General features: G+C 65.9%; 16 protein-coding genes. 12 read left to right on the top strand and 4 right to left on the bottom strand.

Annotated features, from left to right (window positions below):
• Positions 1–3: 3 nt before the first annotated feature.
• From U5A52_RS38215 to U5A52_RS38200, 4 genes are read right to left on the bottom strand one after another with little or no spacing between them, the layout of a single operon-like run.
• Complete coding sequence (locus U5A52_RS38215; RefSeq protein ID WP_321915808.1) at positions 4–603, bottom strand: peroxidase-related enzyme; 600 nt, start codon at positions 601–603, stop codon at positions 4–6.
• Complete coding sequence (locus tag U5A52_RS38210) at positions 600–1,115, bottom strand: CMD domain protein (RefSeq protein WP_321915809.1); 516 nt, start codon at positions 1,113–1,115, stop codon at positions 600–602. Before U5A52_RS38210 ends, U5A52_RS38215 begins: the two co-directional genes overlap by 4 nt.
• 38 nt (positions 1,116–1,153) lie before the next feature.
• On the bottom strand, positions 1,154–2,623 hold the full coding sequence (locus tag U5A52_RS38205; RefSeq protein ID WP_321915810.1) for an NAD(P)/FAD-dependent oxidoreductase: 1,470 nt from the start codon (positions 2,621–2,623) through the stop codon (positions 1,154–1,156).
• The gene (locus U5A52_RS38200; RefSeq protein ID WP_321939288.1) at positions 2,623–3,600 is read right to left on the bottom strand and encodes a LysR family transcriptional regulator; all 978 of its coding nucleotides are present in this window, start codon (positions 3,598–3,600) and stop codon (positions 2,623–2,625) included. Before U5A52_RS38200 ends, U5A52_RS38205 begins: the two co-directional genes overlap by 1 nt.
• An 848-nt stretch (positions 3,601–4,448) precedes the next feature.
• On the opposite strand from U5A52_RS38200, the gene U5A52_RS38195 reads away from it, so the two are divergent.
• The 12 genes from U5A52_RS38195 to U5A52_RS38140 form a co-directional block, all read left to right on the top strand.
• Positions 4,449–4,910 carry a hypothetical protein gene (locus U5A52_RS38195; RefSeq protein ID WP_321915812.1) on the top strand — a complete coding sequence of 154 codons (462 nt, stop codon included), beginning with the start codon at positions 4,449–4,451 and terminating at the stop codon, positions 4,908–4,910.
• A 111-nt stretch (positions 4,911–5,021) separates the two neighbouring features.
• Positions 5,022–5,291: a hypothetical protein gene (locus tag U5A52_RS38190; RefSeq protein WP_321939286.1), complete on the top strand. Its 270-nt coding sequence runs from the start codon at positions 5,022–5,024 to the stop codon at positions 5,289–5,291.
• Positions 5,292–5,536: 245 nt separating this feature from the next.
• Positions 5,537–6,610, top strand: a complete 1,074-nt coding sequence (locus U5A52_RS38185) for an efflux RND transporter periplasmic adaptor subunit (RefSeq protein ID WP_321939345.1) — start codon at positions 5,537–5,539, stop codon at positions 6,608–6,610.
• The gene (locus U5A52_RS38180; RefSeq protein WP_321915814.1) at positions 6,607–9,681 is read left to right on the top strand and encodes an efflux RND transporter permease subunit; all 3,075 of its coding nucleotides are present in this window, start codon (positions 6,607–6,609) and stop codon (positions 9,679–9,681) included. The genes U5A52_RS38185 and U5A52_RS38180 overlap by 4 nt, the downstream gene beginning before the upstream one ends.
• A 79-nt stretch (positions 9,682–9,760) precedes the next feature.
• Positions 9,761–10,300 (top strand): Na+/H+ antiporter subunit E, encoded by a 540-nt coding sequence (locus U5A52_RS38175; RefSeq protein ID WP_321939284.1) that lies wholly within the window; start codon positions 9,761–9,763, stop codon positions 10,298–10,300.
• Positions 10,293–10,577 carry a monovalent cation/H+ antiporter complex subunit F gene (locus U5A52_RS38170; protein WP_321915816.1) on the top strand — a complete coding sequence of 95 codons (285 nt, stop codon included), beginning with the start codon at positions 10,293–10,295 and terminating at the stop codon, positions 10,575–10,577. Before U5A52_RS38175 ends, U5A52_RS38170 begins: the two co-directional genes overlap by 8 nt.
• Complete coding sequence (gene mnhG, locus U5A52_RS38165; protein WP_321915817.1) at positions 10,574–10,867, top strand: monovalent cation/H(+) antiporter subunit G; 294 nt, start codon at positions 10,574–10,576, stop codon at positions 10,865–10,867. The genes U5A52_RS38170 and mnhG overlap by 4 nt, the downstream gene beginning before the upstream one ends.
• Entirely contained in the window at positions 10,864–11,808 is a 945-nt protein-coding gene (locus U5A52_RS38160) for a hydrogenase subunit MbhD domain-containing protein (protein ID WP_321939283.1), read from the top strand. Before mnhG ends, U5A52_RS38160 begins: the two co-directional genes overlap by 4 nt.
• A complete protein-coding gene (locus tag U5A52_RS38155) occupies positions 11,805–12,152 on the top strand; it encodes an NADH-quinone oxidoreductase subunit K (protein WP_321915819.1) in 348 nt (115 codons plus the stop codon). Before U5A52_RS38160 ends, U5A52_RS38155 begins: the two co-directional genes overlap by 4 nt.
• Positions 12,149–13,663 (top strand): complex I subunit 5 family protein, encoded by a 1,515-nt coding sequence (locus U5A52_RS38150; protein WP_321915820.1) that lies wholly within the window; start codon positions 12,149–12,151, stop codon positions 13,661–13,663. The genes U5A52_RS38155 and U5A52_RS38150 overlap by 4 nt, the downstream gene beginning before the upstream one ends.
• On the top strand, positions 13,660–15,300 hold the full coding sequence (locus U5A52_RS38145; RefSeq protein WP_321939281.1) for a proton-conducting transporter membrane subunit: 1,641 nt from the start codon (positions 13,660–13,662) through the stop codon (positions 15,298–15,300). Before U5A52_RS38150 ends, U5A52_RS38145 begins: the two co-directional genes overlap by 4 nt.
• A 70-nt stretch (positions 15,301–15,370) precedes the next feature.
• On the top strand, positions 15,371–16,177 hold an 807-nt coding region (locus U5A52_RS38140), incomplete at its 3' end, for a TolC family protein (protein ID WP_321939279.1).

Here is a 16,177-nt window from a genome sequence, read left to right as displayed (position 1 = left end):
CGGTCAGGCGGCGGTTGCCGGCTCGGGAAACACGGGTTCGCCGAGATTGAGCATCAGCCGGTTCGCCCACGCGAAAATGGCGATCGAATGGATCAGGTCGAGTATTTCAGCGTCAGTGAGCCCGGCCTCGCGCAACGCTTGCAGCTGGTCGGCGTCAATCTCGTTCGGGCGCTCGGTCAGCGCAGCCGAGAAACGCGCAATCGCCTCTTCGCGCTTCGTCGTACCGGCGCTGTGCGGGTCGGCGAAGACCTGGCGGATCACGTCGTTGCGCTTGGCGAGCTGCTCGAAACGCTGGGCATGCACCGATGCGCAATACACACAGCCGTTGAGCCGCGAAACCACGGTGGTCGAAAGCTCCCGTTCCGCGCGAGGCAAGCCGCCGGGTGCGTACATGATCGCGTTGAACGCGGCGGAGCGCTGCCGCAGGATCTCGGGTTGATGGACGAGAAATCGGTAGTAGTCCGAGACTTTCGCCTTGGGATGGCTTTCTTCGAGAACGGTAATCTGTTCCGCCGTGGCATGGTCGAGATCGACCACGTCGAGCCACGCGTCCCATTCCAGCGATTCGTTCGTGAAGCCGTGCGAACGGATGACGTCGGTCATGATGCGCGCTCCAGCTGCTTGAGGGCTTGCAGACCCGCGACGAGGCGCGTCTGGTACGACAGAAAGGCGATCAGCTGCGCGAGTGAGACGACGGCGGGTGTCGTCAAGCCGGCGGCGGGCAGCGTCTGCAGCGCGGCCTTGTCGCCAGCGACCGGATTTTCGATCAGCGTGCGCGTGAATGCGAGGATCGCGCGCAGGCGCGGGGCAGGGAGGTCCTCGGGTGCACCCGTTTGCACGGCGGCGAGCGCCGCCGCATCGACTTCGTGTGCGGCCAGTTCGCCGCGGTAGTGGGCAACGAGCGCCGGGGAGGGCGCGAGGCGGCTCGCGTAGAGCGCGACGAGCAAGCGCTCGACGAGCGTGAGGCCGCCGAGCGCGGGATCGAACAGCGCGTCGTAGCTGCCCTGGGTCGCTTCCACCACCTTGGCGCGCTGGTGCCGCAATGCATGTGTGGCCGAACCGGGCGTGAGGTCGGCGACGCGATCGATGATGTCGTCGTCAGTGTCGTATGTCATGGTCAACTCCGGAAAACTGCAGATTCACACGCTCATTTTCATTTCGCTTCGCGCTCGGCAAGCGCCGGGGGCGGTGGGGCGGCTGTCCATTCGTCGCCTTCGACTTCCGGCTCGGCGAAAGCCGCCATGTTGGCGTAATGCAGTTCGACGTCCTCACGATAGAACGTTGCGGCAAGCCCCTGTGCGAGCCGCTTCGCGCCTTCGCTGACGGCCGGGATGTCGCCCGACAGCGCGCCGTGCGAGAGCGTCGCGGGCGCGCAAAAGCAGTGAATGCGCTCGAGTCCGGGGCACGCGCCGGGTGTCTTTTCCTGGAACTCGAAGGCGGGCCCGAGGTCGGGCGAATCGGCAAGCTCAATGTCATCGTCGCCTGCGGGCGGCGCGTAGCGGTCCTTCCACGCGCGCACGTGGCGGGCGAACGGCGCGAATTCGGGGCGGCTCGCCAGATCGATACGGAAGCCTGTTGCGAACACGAGAAAGTCCAGCACGAAGACACCCTTCGGGGTGCTTACGTACAGTTCGTCGTCCACCTGCTCGATGCCGGTGACTGGCGCACCGAGGTTGAAGCGGGCGTTGGCGTGGCGCGACACGCGCAACGTACTGCCGCGCGGCGGCGGCACCTGCTGCACGTTGATGTAGTGGCGGATGCGCCATTTCCAGTCATCGGCAAGCGCGACATGGCCGTGCGTGAGGCCCGGATTACCCGCGCCTTTGCCTTTATTGATGCGCGGGATGTCCGCGCGGCGAATCAGCAGATCGACCGACGCTGCACCCGCTTCGAGCGCCGTTGCCGCGCTGTCCATGGCCGACGCACCCGCGCCGACAACGCCTACGCGCTTGCCGCGCAGCGTGCCGTAGTCCAGCACATCGGAAGAGTGGGCATAGAAGCGGCGCGGCAGATCACGCGCGAATGCAGGTACGGAAGGCCCACCCAGGCCGTCGCGGCCCGTCGCGAGGACAACGTGGCGCGCAAACACAGTCTCGCTGCCGCCGGGGCTCGTGACAGACAGCGCCACGCCGCCGTCCGCGCGCGGCGTGATTGCGGTGACCCGGTGTTCGTTGCGCACATCGATGTCGAGTACATCGCGATACCAGCGCAGATAGTCCATCCATTGCAGGCGCGGGATCTTGTCGAGCGCCTCCCACGCCTCGCCGCCGAACTGCGCTTCGAACCACGCGCGGAACGTGAGCGAGGGCAGGCCGAGCGCGGGGCCCGTGAGCTGCTTCGGAGAACGGAGCGTTTCCATGCGCGCGGTGGTGGCCCATGGGCCTTCGAAGCCGCGCGGCGACTGATCGTAGATGACGGCGTCGATGCCGAGATGGTCGAGCGCGGCGGCGAGCGCAAGCCCAGCCATACCGCCGCCGACAATCGCCACATTGACCACGGGGCGGCCGTCGTGGGTGCGCTCGGGAATCCAGCGCTTCGGGGGCAGTTCGAGCCACGCGAGATCTTCGCGCAGGCGGGCTTCGAGCGCGGCGAGACCAGCGGACGGTGGAGTGGTCGGATTCATTACGGCAAGGATTCCTTGTTGGCAGGCAGGTCGCCATAGAGCGACTGCAGGACTTGGGCGTGCTCGGCGCTCGCGCGCAGCGTGAAATCGGGCAGCACGGCGCGCGCTGCGTCGGCGAGCGCGTCGATGAGCGTCGCGGCCACGGGGGGCAGCGCGATCGCGTCGCGCGAGATCACGCCAAAGAAGTACGGAATGTCGGCGTCGATCGTGCGGATCGCCACGCCGGCAAGCGGCATGCCGTAGGCCGTGACCGGTTCGAGCACCGAGATGCCGAGTCCGGCGCGAACCGCGGTCAGCGCGTTCATCGACGAATTCGTTTCGATCAGACCGGCTGGCGTGACGTCGGCTTGCGCGAACGCGTGGTCGAGGCGGCGGCGCAGGCGATAGGGGTTCTGCATCGTGACGATGCGCCGGCCCGCGCAGGCCGAAAGCGGCAGCCGGTCATGGCGCGCGAGGGGATCGTCGTCGCGCAGCGCGGCCACGCACGCGGATTGCCCGATCCAGTGCACGACCACGCCGCGGTGCTCGAGCGGCAGGCTCGCCACGCCAATGTCCGCCGCGCCGGTCAAGACATCGTGCACGACCTGCTCGGGGGGCAGGCTGCGCAGCTGGATCGTCTGCGCGGCGCCCGCGAGTTCGGTGCGCGCGAGCGCTGCGGGCACGAGGCCGGCGGCGAGCGCGGAAGTGGCGGCGATGCGCAGCGGCCGGGTTTCGCCGCGGCCGATCTCGCCGGCGCGCTTCTGGATCTGATGAACGCCCGTCAGCACGTGCTCGACGTCCTCGTAGAGCTGGATGCCTTGCTCGGTGGGCGTGACGCGCGGGCCATTGCGCGTGAACAGCGGATAGCCGACCTCGGTTTCGAGCTCCTGGATCAGCCGCGTGATCGCGGGCTGCGAGCGCCCCAGCAAACGGCCGGCGGCGGTGACGCTGCCGGCCGTGATCACTGCGGCGAAGGCTTCGAGCTGGCGTAGTTCCATCTTCCGTGGGTGTCCCGGCGCGTAAGAATTCAGAATTCGCATTCTTACGCGTTCAGAATGCGTTTTCCAAATAATGGATTTTTATATCGTTATTCCGGCGCAGCGAAAGAGGGGTTTGCCCTAACGTGGCTTTTCGCGAGCGCGCAGAGCTGGCGATGTTTCATGGGAGCAGCGGTCCGCACCTTGGGGCGACCTTGCCGGCGGGGTTCGGTGCCGTCTCTGACGCCTACGCGCGGGCGCTGCTGGAGAGTGAGCACGGCCCGGCGCAGGGATGCCATATGGAAACGATGCCGGAGGACGCGCACAAGGTTGTCTCGGCCGTAAGCACAGTCGCAATCCGTCATCAGACGCTAAGGATTCCTGATATTGAGAGCTGGCCCACTACGCGTTCACTGGTTCCCATCAACATGACGACGAACCCGCGAGTCCCGTTCCGGACGCGGCCCGCGATTTAGACAGTATTACGAGGGCGCGAGCCAACGCCTGGATATTTGCAGACATTCATTTATCGGGGCTTAGGAAGCATGCACAAAAGCGAGGCGCATAAATGTTGGCAAACCAACCATCTGCATTCCGCTGTCTGTGAAGACAGCCAATTTGTCGAAAAGAGACATAACATGCAGCTGACAAAATGGTGAACGCCGGTTTATCCACTCACCGAGCGTTCCCTTCTAAAACCGGCTAGTCTTTACGCGTGCGCACAATTCCTGAATCTTCGTGCGTGATCCGGTCTCTATCGGGATCGTGCGGCGCTCTGGAAGCCGGATACGCACGATGCCTCGTGGCAAAGACTGTCTTTCGATTGCCGTCACAGGGTCCGCTCCGGTGACGCTGACAAGGAGACTGGCATGCGAGGTGCTGGCCGCGCGTTTGTCCCTTTGCTGATTGCAACGCTCGCGCTTTCCGCCTGCGAGGCCCCAACTTCGGGCTCCACCTTTACGCCTGCACAGGCGCAGCAGGTGATGGTGGTCGAGCTCGGTGTCGTTGAAAACGTGAGGCCCGTCTCGATCCAGCCGGGCCCGACCGGCATTGGTGCGATAACCGGCGGCGCGCTCGGCGGTATCGCGGCAGGCAGCAACATCGGGCGCGGCACGGGTTCGGTTGCGGCGGGCATCGGCGGCGCCGTGCTGGGCGGCGCGGCAGGCAATGCCGTGGAGCAGCGCGTCACGCAGCGCGCGGGCCTCGAAATCGTGGTGCGTCTGGATTCGGGGCAACTGATGTCGGTGGTTCAGGATGCGGATCAGCAGTTCGTGCCGGGCGACCGTGTGCGTGTCCTGCTCGGCAACAACTCGGTGCGCGTGACCCGATGAAGTGAACGCAGGTGCGGTTGGTCTCTCGATAACGCGAAGTTCCGGACAAAGCGAGGAAACCGATGGCCGATACCGGGCAGAAGATGAGTCGCGTGCCGTTGGCCGCTGCACTTGACCGCAATGCTAGCCGGGGGCATGGCGGGCGCCGCGATCGGCAGTTGTGTTGGCAACGTTTCGTACTGGGTGCCGATCAAGGCCATGCCGGGCGTATTTTTCCCCGCTTTCGGCGACAGCAACACGGTCACGACTATCGTCGTGGCTTCGATTGCTATCCGGCTGTTTCGCTTTCTCATTCTGCGCGGCGTAAAGCAGGCCGCTTTCATCAACACCATCGCGACGTTCGCCCCCCGGATCATTTCGATCAGGGTGTTCATCGTCTAGCACTTTTCGTATTCAGGTACGGCGCCTTCCGATGTCCCTCGAGCGGTGCGCGGAGAACGTGCGCGCGATGGGCTAGCGCTTGAATCGTTTTGTTTTCGGATGGATACCCCGGCGCGCCCGGCAAGGCGGCAACAAGGCGCGAAGTCATTTCAGGGTGGACGCGGGCAGCCGCTCCAGGGATTCAGAGGAATACGCCAGTGTGTGCGAATCATGCTACGGGTCGAGCGGTTTCCCTGCCTTTGGCCGTGACGCTGAGTGCGGTGCTGTGCGTATTGGCGGCAGGCTCACTGACGGGCTGCCGTAAAGGCGAAGAAGCGCCGGTGACGGAGGTCCGCCCGGTACGCGCCGTCAGGGTGGAAAAGCAGGAGGCGGGAACCACTATCTCCTTGACCGGAAGGTTGCAGGCGCAGGCCGAGATCAATCAGTCGTTCCGTATCGACGGAAGAATGACGTCCCGCAACGTCGATGTCGGGGACCGCGTGCGGGCGGGCCAGGTGCTGGCGCGGCTCGACCGGATGAACGAGGAAAGCAGCCTGCAGTCCGCGCGGGCGCAACTGGCCGCGGCCCAGGCACAAGCCCTGGAAGCGCGCACCATGTTCACCCGCATGCGCGATCTGCTTGCGGAGCATGCCGTGTCGCGCGCTTCGTTCGAACAATCGGAAGCGATGGCGAAGATCACCCAGTCGCAAGTCGATTCGGCGCAGTCGTTGGTCAGCATCGCGCAGAACCGGCTCAGCTACACCGATCTGGTTTCCGACGTTGCGGGCGTGGTCACGGCGCGCGGGGCGGAGCCGGGCGAGGTGGTTCCGGCTGGCCGCATGGTCGTGCAGATCGCTCGCGAAGGCGCGGTGGATGCCGTATTCGATGTGCCCGCCGCGATCAAGGATGTCGCGCCTGGCAACCCCGACATTGTCATCGCGCTTGCCAGCAACCCTGAGGTCACCGCCGTTGGTAAGGTGCGCGAAGTATCGCCCCGGGCCGACCCGGTGACCGGAACCTTTGCGGTCCGGGTTCAGGTTCTCAATCCACCGGCTGCCATGCGCCTTGGCAGCACGGTCATTGGCCACATGACGCTGCAGCGCGCGCCGGCCATCGAAATTCCCTCGAGCGCGCTGATCCAGCCCGGCGGCAAACCGGCAGTCTGGGTGATCGATACGAAGACGGGGACGGTTTCGGTGCGTGAGGTCGAGCTTCAGGCGTATGGCGAGGACCGCGTTCAGGTTTCCCAGGGCCTCGCCACCGGCGACGTGGTCGTGACTGCCGGTGTTCAGGCATTGCGGCCGGGACAAAAAATTAACTGGACCGAGGCTCCCAGGTGATTGGCCCGAATCTCTCCGAGTGGGCGCTTTCGAAGCGCCCCCTGGTGGTGTTCCTGATGATCGCCGCACTGGTGGCGGGAACGCTGTCATTCTTGCGGTTGGGGCGTGCCGAAGATCCGGTTTTTACCTTTCGCACCATGATCGTGGCCGCCGCGTGGCCGGGCGCGACAGTCGACGACACCCTCTCGCAGGTCACCGAGCGGCTCGAGCGCACGTTGCAGGAGACCCGCCATCTCGATCGCATACGCAGCTATACGACAGCGGGCCAGACGACGATCTTCGTCGATCTTCTGCAATCCACGCCGCCCTCCGAGGTCCAGAACATCTGGTACCAGGTGCGCAAGAACGTGGACGACATGCGGCTAACGCTCCCGGCCGGCACGCTCGGGCCGTTCTTCAACGACGACTTCGGCGACACCTACGGCATCATCTACGGCTTCACCGCCGACGGCTACAACATGCGCGAGTTGCGCGATCACGTCGAGGCGATCCGCTCGCGCCTGCTGCTCGTGCCCGACGTGTCGAAGATCGAGGTGCTGGGCGCGCAGGACGAACAGATCTACATCGAGTTCTCGACCACGCGTCTTGCGGGCTTGCGCCTGGATTACCCGACCATCGTCGCGGCATTGAGAGCGCAAAATCTCATCAGGCCGACCGGCGTCCTGCAAACCGGGCAGGAGCGGGTGTTCTTCAGGGTGACGGGCGCCTTCGATTCCGAACGCGACATCGAGGATGTCAACCTGGTGCTCGGCGGTCGCATCGTTCGCCTCGGCGACATCGCCACCGTGAGGCGCGGCTTCGCCGATCCTCCGCAGCCGATGTTCCGTGTGAACGGCAAGCCGGCCATCGGTCTCGCGATTGCGATGCGCGATTCGGGCGACATCCTCGCGCTCGGCCACAACCTGAAGGCCGAGATGGCCGACGCCACCGCGAACCTGCCCGCCGGCATCGAGCCGTTCCTCGTCGCCAATCAGTCGGATACTGTCGATGTCGCAATCAACGACTTCATGGCGTCGCTCTGGCAGGCCATCATCATCATTCTGGTGTGCAGCTTCCTGAGTCTGGGGGTGCGGCCCGGGACGGTGGTGGCGCTGTCGATTCCCCTCACGCTCGCGATCGTATTCGCGATCATGGACGCCGTGCATATCGACCTGCACCGGGTGTCGTTAGGGGCCCTGATCATTGCGCTGACCCTGCTGGTCGACGACGCCATGACCACGGTCGACGCCATGATCAACCGGCTCGCCGCCGGCGACAGCAAGGATCAGGCCGCGACGTTCGCGTACCGCACGCTGGCCGCGCCGATGCTGATCGGCACGCTCGTGTCGATCTCCAGTTTCGTGCCGATCGGCTTCGCGAAGAGTTCGGCGGGCGAGTATACGTTTTCCATTTTTGCGGTGGTCGCGATCGCACTGCTCGCGTCGTGGTTCGGCGCGGTGATTTTCTCGCCGCTCGTCGGCGTGGTGATCCTGAAAGCGCCCAAGCCGGAGAAGGAGCCGCGCAAGCCCGGCAAGATGCTCATGGCCTATGACCGCTTTCTGCGTGGCGCGCTGCGGCTAAAGGGGTTGACGATCGCCATCACGCTCGCGGCGTTCGTGGTGTCGATCTTCCTCGTGCGGTTCGTGCCGCGGCAGTTCTTCCCCGCATCGGACCGGCCCGAACTCACGGTGGATCTGACCTTGCGCCAGAACGCTTCGATCCACGCGACCGAGGCGCAAGTCGCGCGGCTCGAAGCCATGTTGAAAAGCGATCCCGATGTCGATCACTTCAGCAGCTATGTGGGCCGCGGCGCCGTGCGTTTCATTCTCACGCTCAATGTTCAGCTGCCCAATCCGTTTTTCGCGCAGATCATTGTGGTCGCGAAGAATCTCGAAGCACGGGACCGGCTGCAATCGAAGCTGGAGAAGACGCTGAGCGACCAGTTTCCCGGCATCGTCGCGCGCGTGTCGCCGCTGGAACTGGGGCCGCCGGTGGGGTGGCCGCTGCAGTATCGCGTGTCGGGTCCCGACCCGGCGCAGGTGCGCAGGACCGCACTCGATCTGGCCGCTATCGTGGGTTCCGACGAGCGCGCGCGCCACATCAATTTCGACTGGATGGAGCCGGCCCGGCAGATTCGCATCCACATCAACCAGGATGAAGCGCGCCAGCTCGGCGTGAGTTCCGCGGCGCTGGCCGCCATCATGAACACCGTGATTACCGGCACGCCGCTTACGCAAATACGCGACGACATTTACCTCGTCAACGTCGTGGCGCGAGCGCAGGAAGAGCAGCCGCTCACGGTGCAGTCGCTGAGTACGCTGCAGGTGCCCACGCCGAGCGGCCGGATGGTGCCGCTCAGCCAGTTCGCGACGTTCACGGAGGAGCAGGAGTCGCCGCTGGTATGGCGGCGCAACCGTGTTCCGACGCTCACGGTGCGCGCCGACGTGATGCATGGCACGCTGCCGGACGATGTCGTCGCCACGCTCGCGCCGAAGATCGCCGAGTTCAGCGCGAAGCTGCCCAAGGGCTACCACGTCGCGACCGGCGGCATTTTCGAGGAAAGCGCCATTTCACAAGCGTCGGTGTTTGCCGTGATCCCGGTGATGATCGTGCTGATGCTCACGATCATGATGGTGCTGCTGGTGAGCTTCAAGCGGCTGGCCATGGTGGTCTCGGTGATGCCATTGGGCCTGATCGGCGTGGTGCTCGCGCTGCTGATCTTCAACCGGCCGCTGGGTTTCGTCGCCATTCTGGGCATTCTCGCGTTGATCGGCATGATCGCCAAGAACGGGCTGATCCTGATCGTGCAGATCGAGACCTATCGGCAAGAGGGGATGGGTGTGCTGGAGGCCGTGGTCGCCTCGGGCACTTCGCGCATACGGCCCATGATGCTGACCTCGATCTCAACCGTGCTCGGCCTGATCCCGATCGCGCCCACCGTGTTCTGGGGCGCCATGGCCTTCGCGATCATGGGCGGGTTGCTGGTGGCGACGCTGCTGACCCTGGTGTTCCTGCCGGCGCTGTACATGGTGGTGTTCGGCAAGGAAGACCGGCCGGCATCGCATTCGGGTACGGCGAGCGGGGCGGTGTAAGCCGCGTGGGGCGGATTCCCTCCGGGGCCATCCGCCATGTTCGCGCTCGCTGGTTTTCCATAGAGGAGGCGCATCGTTCATGAGCCCACCATCGCTGCGTGCTTTCCTGCTCGACTGGCGTTCGCATTGGCGCGTCGCGCTGGCGCGCGCGCTGTGTTTTCTGGCGCTTTGGTTCATTCTGATGCCGAGCGTGAAGCCGGCCGATCTCGCGTGCGGTCTGATCGCGACGTTCATCGCGACACAGATGAGCCTGCGTCTGCAGCCTCCCGCCACAGGCATGTTGCGCCTTGGCGCCTTACTCGTATTCGCGCCGCATTTTCTCCTGCAGTCGCTGCTCGCGGGTATCGACGTAGCGCGCCGCGCATTGGACCCGCGCCTGCCTTTGCGGCCGGGCATCGTGGTCTATCGTGTCGGCTTTCCGCCGGGAACGGCCCGCAATGGGTTCGCCATCATCACGAGTCTCTTGCCAGGGTCGCTTCCGGTAGACGAGACCGCCGACGGGCTCGTCTACCACTGCCTCGACATTTCGCAGCCCGTTGCCGAGCAGCTGGCCGACGAAGAACGGCGCCTCGCCGGTGCTTTGGTGGGCGCTTCGGTCAGCGGTGACCGTCATGGCTGACGTGCTCATTGCCGTTTGCGCGCTGGTGCTGCTGATGGTGGCGGTGGGCTTGTTGAGCGTGCTGCGCGGGCCCACGCGCGCCGACCGCATGATGGCCGCGCAACTGTTCGGCACGGGAGGAATCGCGGCCTTGCTGCTGGTCGGCACGGCAAGCGGCGTCGAAGCGGTCGTGGATGTGGCGTTGACGCTCGCCGTGCTTGCGGCGTTCGCCTCGGTGGCCTTCGTCAAGGCCGATCGCCAGGCCGAAGGCGAGATCGCGAAGGAGGACCGGAAATGAAAACCGCAGCCGACGTCTTCACGATCGTTGCCATGCTGGCCGGCGTTTTCTTCTTCGTGGCCGGTACGGTCGGGCTGTTGCGGTTCCCGGACACGTACACGCGGCTGCACGCGTTGACCAAGGCCGACAATCTGGGCCTAGGCATGGTGGTGCTGGGCCTCGTGCCGCAGACGGGCCATATCGTGATCGCCCTCAAGCTGATCGTGGTCTGGCTGCTGGTAATGCTGACGTCGTCCGATGTGTCGCAGCTCATCGCGCGCGCGGCGCGCCGGCAGGAGGAGGGCAGATGATCTCCGCCATCTCCTTTGGCATCGGGATTCTGCTGCTGGCGCTCGCGCTATGGACCGTCGTGGTGCGCGATACGTTCGCCGCGGTCGCCGGGTTCATTCCTTATGGCCTGCTGCTCACGCTTGCGTGGCTCGTGCTGCGCGCGGTCGACGTCGCGTTGACCGAAGCGGCGATCGGTGCGGGTTTGACCGGCGCGCTGCTGATCCGCGCGGCTTCGCGGCTGCAGCCAACGGAAGCGGCAGCCCAGGCCGAGGAGCCGGGTCTCGCAATGCGTGTCGCGGCAGGAGCCGCCGCCACGGGCGTCGCCGTCGTGATTGCCGCTTGCCTGTGGAACTTGCCGGACCCCGCGCCAACGCTCGCGCCCGAGGTGGCGCAGCACATTCAGGCGACTGGCGTCGGCAACCCGATCACGGCGGTCCTGCTGTCGTTCCGCGCGATCGACACGCTGCTGGAAGCGATCGTGCTGCTGCTGGGCGTGGTCGGCGTCTGGTCGCTGGCGCCGGACCGCTTCTGGGGCGGCAGACCGGGACTGGCGCAGGTGGTGAGCCCCAACGACATTCTGGTGTATCTGGCGCGCGTATTGCCGCCAATAGGCGTCGTGATCGGCATCTATATTTTCTGGGTCGGCGCCGATCATCCGGGCGGCAAATTCCAGGGCGCCACGGTGATTGCCGCGATGTGGCTGCTCGTCATGATGTCCGGTCTGCGCGATGCGCCACCGATCAGCCGGCGCTGGTTGCGCGCCGTGCTGATCCTCGGGCCGGCCGTGTTCATCGCGCTTGGCCTGCTCGGCGCCGTCATCGCGGGCGCGCTTCTGGCGTACCCCGACGGCCGGGCGAAGCTGTGGATCATCGTCATCGAAGCCGCGCTGCTGCCTTCGCTTGCCGTGACCCTGGTCCTCCTGCTGGTCGGGCCACCCCAGCGGCCGGAGGTGAGCCCATGAACGTCTCGCAGTTGTTCGGCTTGACCGCTGCCGCCCTCGTGGGTCTCGGCCTGTACGGCCTGATCGTCAACCCGCAGCCCTTGCGCAAGGTGCTGGCCTTCAATCTCACGGGCAACGGCGTTTTTCTGGCCTGTGCCGTGATTGCACACCGTGGGGCGGGCGCGGGCATGTCCGGCGATCCGGTGCCACAGGCGCTGCTGATCACGGCGATCGTCGTGTCGTTCGCCGCTTCCGCGCTGGCAGTCGGGCTCATGCTGCGCCGGTTCTCGGAAACGGGCTCGAATTCGCTTGCGGCGGACGGCGATGCGGCGTCGGGCCAGACGCGCAATTCGGAGGCCACGTGACGACGCTCGCGCCCACGGCGCAGTCGACGCCGGGCGGCCTGCTGCTCGCGCTCGCCATTCTGTTGCCGTTCGCCGGGATGATGGCCGGTCTCGCGCTCGGCGGCCGCCACGCGCAACGCGTGGCCTGGGTGACGATTGCCCTCGGTTTCGGCGTCGTGCTGGAGATTGCGGCCAGGCTGCTGGTATCGGGCGACGCATTGCGTTATCTGCTGGGCGGCTGGTCGCCGCCCCTGGGCGTCGTGCTGCGCGCGGACGGCCTCTCGGTCTGCATGATGGTGGTGGTCGCCGTGGTGGTGGGCGCGGTGGCCATTTACGCGAATGGCGATTTCGGCACGCCGTCCGGCACGAGCGAGGCGCGCGCGCCGCTGGCATTCTGGCTGCTGCTGCTCGCGGTATGGGGGGCGCTCAATCTGGTCTTCGTCAGCGGAGACATTTTCACGCTCTACGTCGCGCTCGAACTGCTGACTTTTGCCGGCGTTCCCCTCGTGTCCCTCGATGGCCGCGCCGAAACGTTACAGGCCGCGCTGCGTTATCTGCTGTACGCGCTGATCGGTTCGATGCTGTATCTGCTGGGTGTTTTTCTGCTGTATGGCGCCTACGGCACGCTCGACATCGCGCTGCTTGCGGCGAGGATCGGCGCTCAGCCGCTGGCCTGGACTGCGTTGGCGCTGATGACGGCAGGCATGCTCGCCAAAACCGCGCTTTTTCCGCTGCATCTGTGGCTGCCGCCCGCGCACGCGGGCGCGCCCGCCGCCGCCAGCGCGCTGCTGTCCGCCTTGGTCATCAAGGGATCGTGGTTCGTGGTGGTGCGATTGTGGCTCGATGTCTTCGCCGGCATCGTGAGCGCATCCAGCGCGCAACTGCTGGCGGGACTCGGCGCGATGGCGATCCTCTTCGGCAACGTGGTGGCGCTGCGCCAGGCGCGTCTGAAGCTCCTGATCGCTTACTCGACGGTTGCGCAGATCGGCTACCTGTTCCTGCTGTTTCCGCTCGCCGCGCAGCACGAAGGCGCCCGCGCCGTCACGGGCGGCCTGTTGCAGGCCATTTCGCACGCTAGCGCCAAAGCGGCCATGTTCCTCGCGGCGGGGCTGATTTATAGCACGCTGGGTCACGACCGCCTGGCCGACCTGCGCGGCGCGGCCCGCGCCTTGCCCATGACGTTGACGGCATTCGCGCTGGCCGGCGCGACGCTGATCGGCTTGCCGCCTTCCGGCGGCTTTCTGGCCAAGTGGCTGCTGATGTCGGCGGCGCTCGCGACGGGGCAATGGTGGTGGGCGCTGGTGATGCTGGCGGGCGGCCTGCTCACGAGCGTCTACGTCTTCATGGTGGTGGTGCGCGCGATGGAGCCCGCCGCGCCCGGCTGGTCGCCGCAACGGCAGGTGCCCCGTTACCAGCAGCTCGCGGTGCTCGGCCTCGCAACGTGTTCGTTCCTGCTTGGCCTCGCCGTGCTGCTGCCGGTCGACGTGGCGCAGATTGGCCGCACCGTGATGCCGCAGGCGGGGTTGCCATGAACATGTCCCAAGGTCTGCTCGCCGCCGCCATCGGCTTGCCATTGCTGATGCTGCTGCTTTGCGCTTGCGCGCCTGTTCGCAGGCGCTTGCCGTCGTGGTTCGCGATCGCTGCGCTGCCTGCGCTGGCGGCGGCAGTCGGGGCGGGGCAGAGCGAAACGCTGACGCTCGGCCACAGCCGGTTCGCCCTGCGTTTCGCGCTCGATACGCCGGGCGCGTTGCTGCTCGGCACGGCGGCGCTGTTGTGGTTCTTCGCCGGCATCTACGCCGCGCGATATGTACGCGGCCGCGAAGATATCGATGGTTTTGTCGTCTGCTGGTTCATGGCCTTGACCGGCAGTGTGGGCGTGTTTTTGACGGCCGATCTGCCTGGCTTCTATCTGATGCTGGCGGTATTGAGTGTCGGCGCCAGCGGGCTGGTGCTCCAGGGCGACGGACCCGAAGCACGCTATGCGGGCGCACTCTATCTTGGCGTTGCCTTGCTGGCCGAGGCCTTCGTGCTGGGCGGGCTGGTCCTGCTGGCACAGGCTACGCCCGGCGGCAGCCTGCTGATTCGCGATGCGGCTGCCGCCTTGCCGGGCTCGCCATGGCGCGATGCCACCGTGCTATTGCTGCTGGTTGGCCTCGGCATGAAGGCCGGGATGGTGCCGTTGCACTTCTGGATGCCGCACGCCTATCGCGCTGCGCCCATTCCCGCGGCAGCGGTGCTGAGCGGCGCGGTGGTCAAGGCCAGTGTGATCGCATTGGTCCGCTTTCTGCCATTCGCTTCGAACGGTGCATGGCCGCAGTTCGGCATTCCATTCGCGGCGCTGGGCATGTTCGGCGCGTTCTACGGCGTGGCGATCGGCATCACCCAGTTTCAGCCGAAGGTCGTGCTGGCGTACTCGAGCGTGAGCCAGATGGGCTTCCTGATGGCCGTGATCGGCATGGGACTGGCCGCTGGCGATCCCGCCACCGTGCTGGCGGCCGCTTACTATGCCGCGCACCATCTGCTCGTGAAAGGCACGCTGTTTCTGGCCGTGGGCGTGGTCGCGTTGACGGGCGCCGGATCGTTGCGCCTCGTGCAGGTGCCCACGGCGATCGTCGCGCTCGGCCTCGGCGGCTTGCCGTTGACCGGCGGCTCGCTGGCCAAATACGCGGCCAAGGATCTGCTGTCCGGCGATCTGGCCAGCATGCTGGCTGCGGCGTCTTCAGCCGCAACCACGTTGCTGATGCTTCATTTCGTGCGCTGTCTCGGCGCGATAGGCACGACCCATTACAACGCGCGCGCTCCGGGGCCGCTCAGAGGCGCGTGGCTCGCAATGGTGGTGGCCTCGCTGGCCGTTCCGTGGGTGCTGTATCTGCGTATCCCGGTCGGCTCGCTACCCGAGGCCCTGGCTCCCGCGGCGCTGTGGTCCGCGCTGTGGCCGGTACTCGTTGGCGCGGCGCTCGCGATTGGCTGGAGCCGATGGGGCAAGACCGTGCCGTCCGTGCCCGTGGGCGACGTAGGCGGCCTCTTGCGCGGACTGCAACGAGGCGGCGCGCAGGCCGCACGCATCGCGGTGTGTACGGATGCATTCGTGCGTGGGTGGTCCGTGTCGTGTCTGACGCTGTTGCTCGCAGCGCTGCTGTTCGGCGGCCTGCTGGCGGTGGCGGCATGATGTGTGTGGCGCAAACGAGCGCACCGCCTGCGCCTATGCGACGCGGTCGCAGCAGAACCTGGAGTACGTCATGAGAACGCGGACGTGGACTGCGATACTTGCCGCCGCTACCAGTTGCCTGGTCGGCTGCTTTAGCGTGGGCCCAGATTACAGCCGCCCCGAGGTGCCGGTGCCCGCAACGTGGCGGGTCGATTTGCCCGCGGCCGAAGCCGTCGTGAACACGGCATGGTGGGAGCAGTTCGACGATCCGGTGTTGAACGATCTGATCCAGGCCGCGCTGGAGGGCAATCTGGATGTGCGTGTCGCTGCGGCGCGTGTCGACCAGTTCATCGGCCTGTTGCGCTCGGCGCGCTCGCAGGGTCTGCCGCAAGTCGGTTATGGCGCGAACGTGAGCCGCAACCGGACCAGCGAGGTCGGGATGCCGCCGCTCTCGCCGCTGCTCGATCCCGTATTCAATCTCTATCAGGGCGCGCTGTCCGCTTCCTGGCAAATCGACCTGTTCGGCCGGGTAAGGCGCCTGACCGAAGCCGCACAGGCGCAGGTCTATGCGAGCGAACAGGCCCAGCGCGGCGTCGTGCTTTCGCTCGTGACAGGCGTGGCGACCAGCTACATCACGCTGCGCGGACTCGACCGGCAACTCGAAATTGCGCGGGCCACCGCGAATAATTTCGGCGAAACGTTGCGCATTTTCGAGCTGCGCTATCGCAAGGGCCTCGTTTCCCAGACGGAGCTTTCGCAAGTGCAGTCGCAGTACAAACTCGCGCAGTCCACGATACCGGCCATCGAGCAGCAGATTGCCATCGTGGAAAACGGCATTTCCATTCTGTTGGGGCGCAATCCTGGGCCGATTCCGCGCGGCAAGTCGGTGAGCGAGCTC

Origin of the sequence: Paraburkholderia sp. J8-2, assembly GCF_905220195.1 — a bacterium.
Taxonomy (GTDB): domain Bacteria; phylum Pseudomonadota; class Gammaproteobacteria; order Burkholderiales; family Burkholderiaceae; genus Paraburkholderia.
Note: the sequence above shows the minus strand (reverse complement) of the source record. Positions and strands in the feature narration are given on the sequence as shown.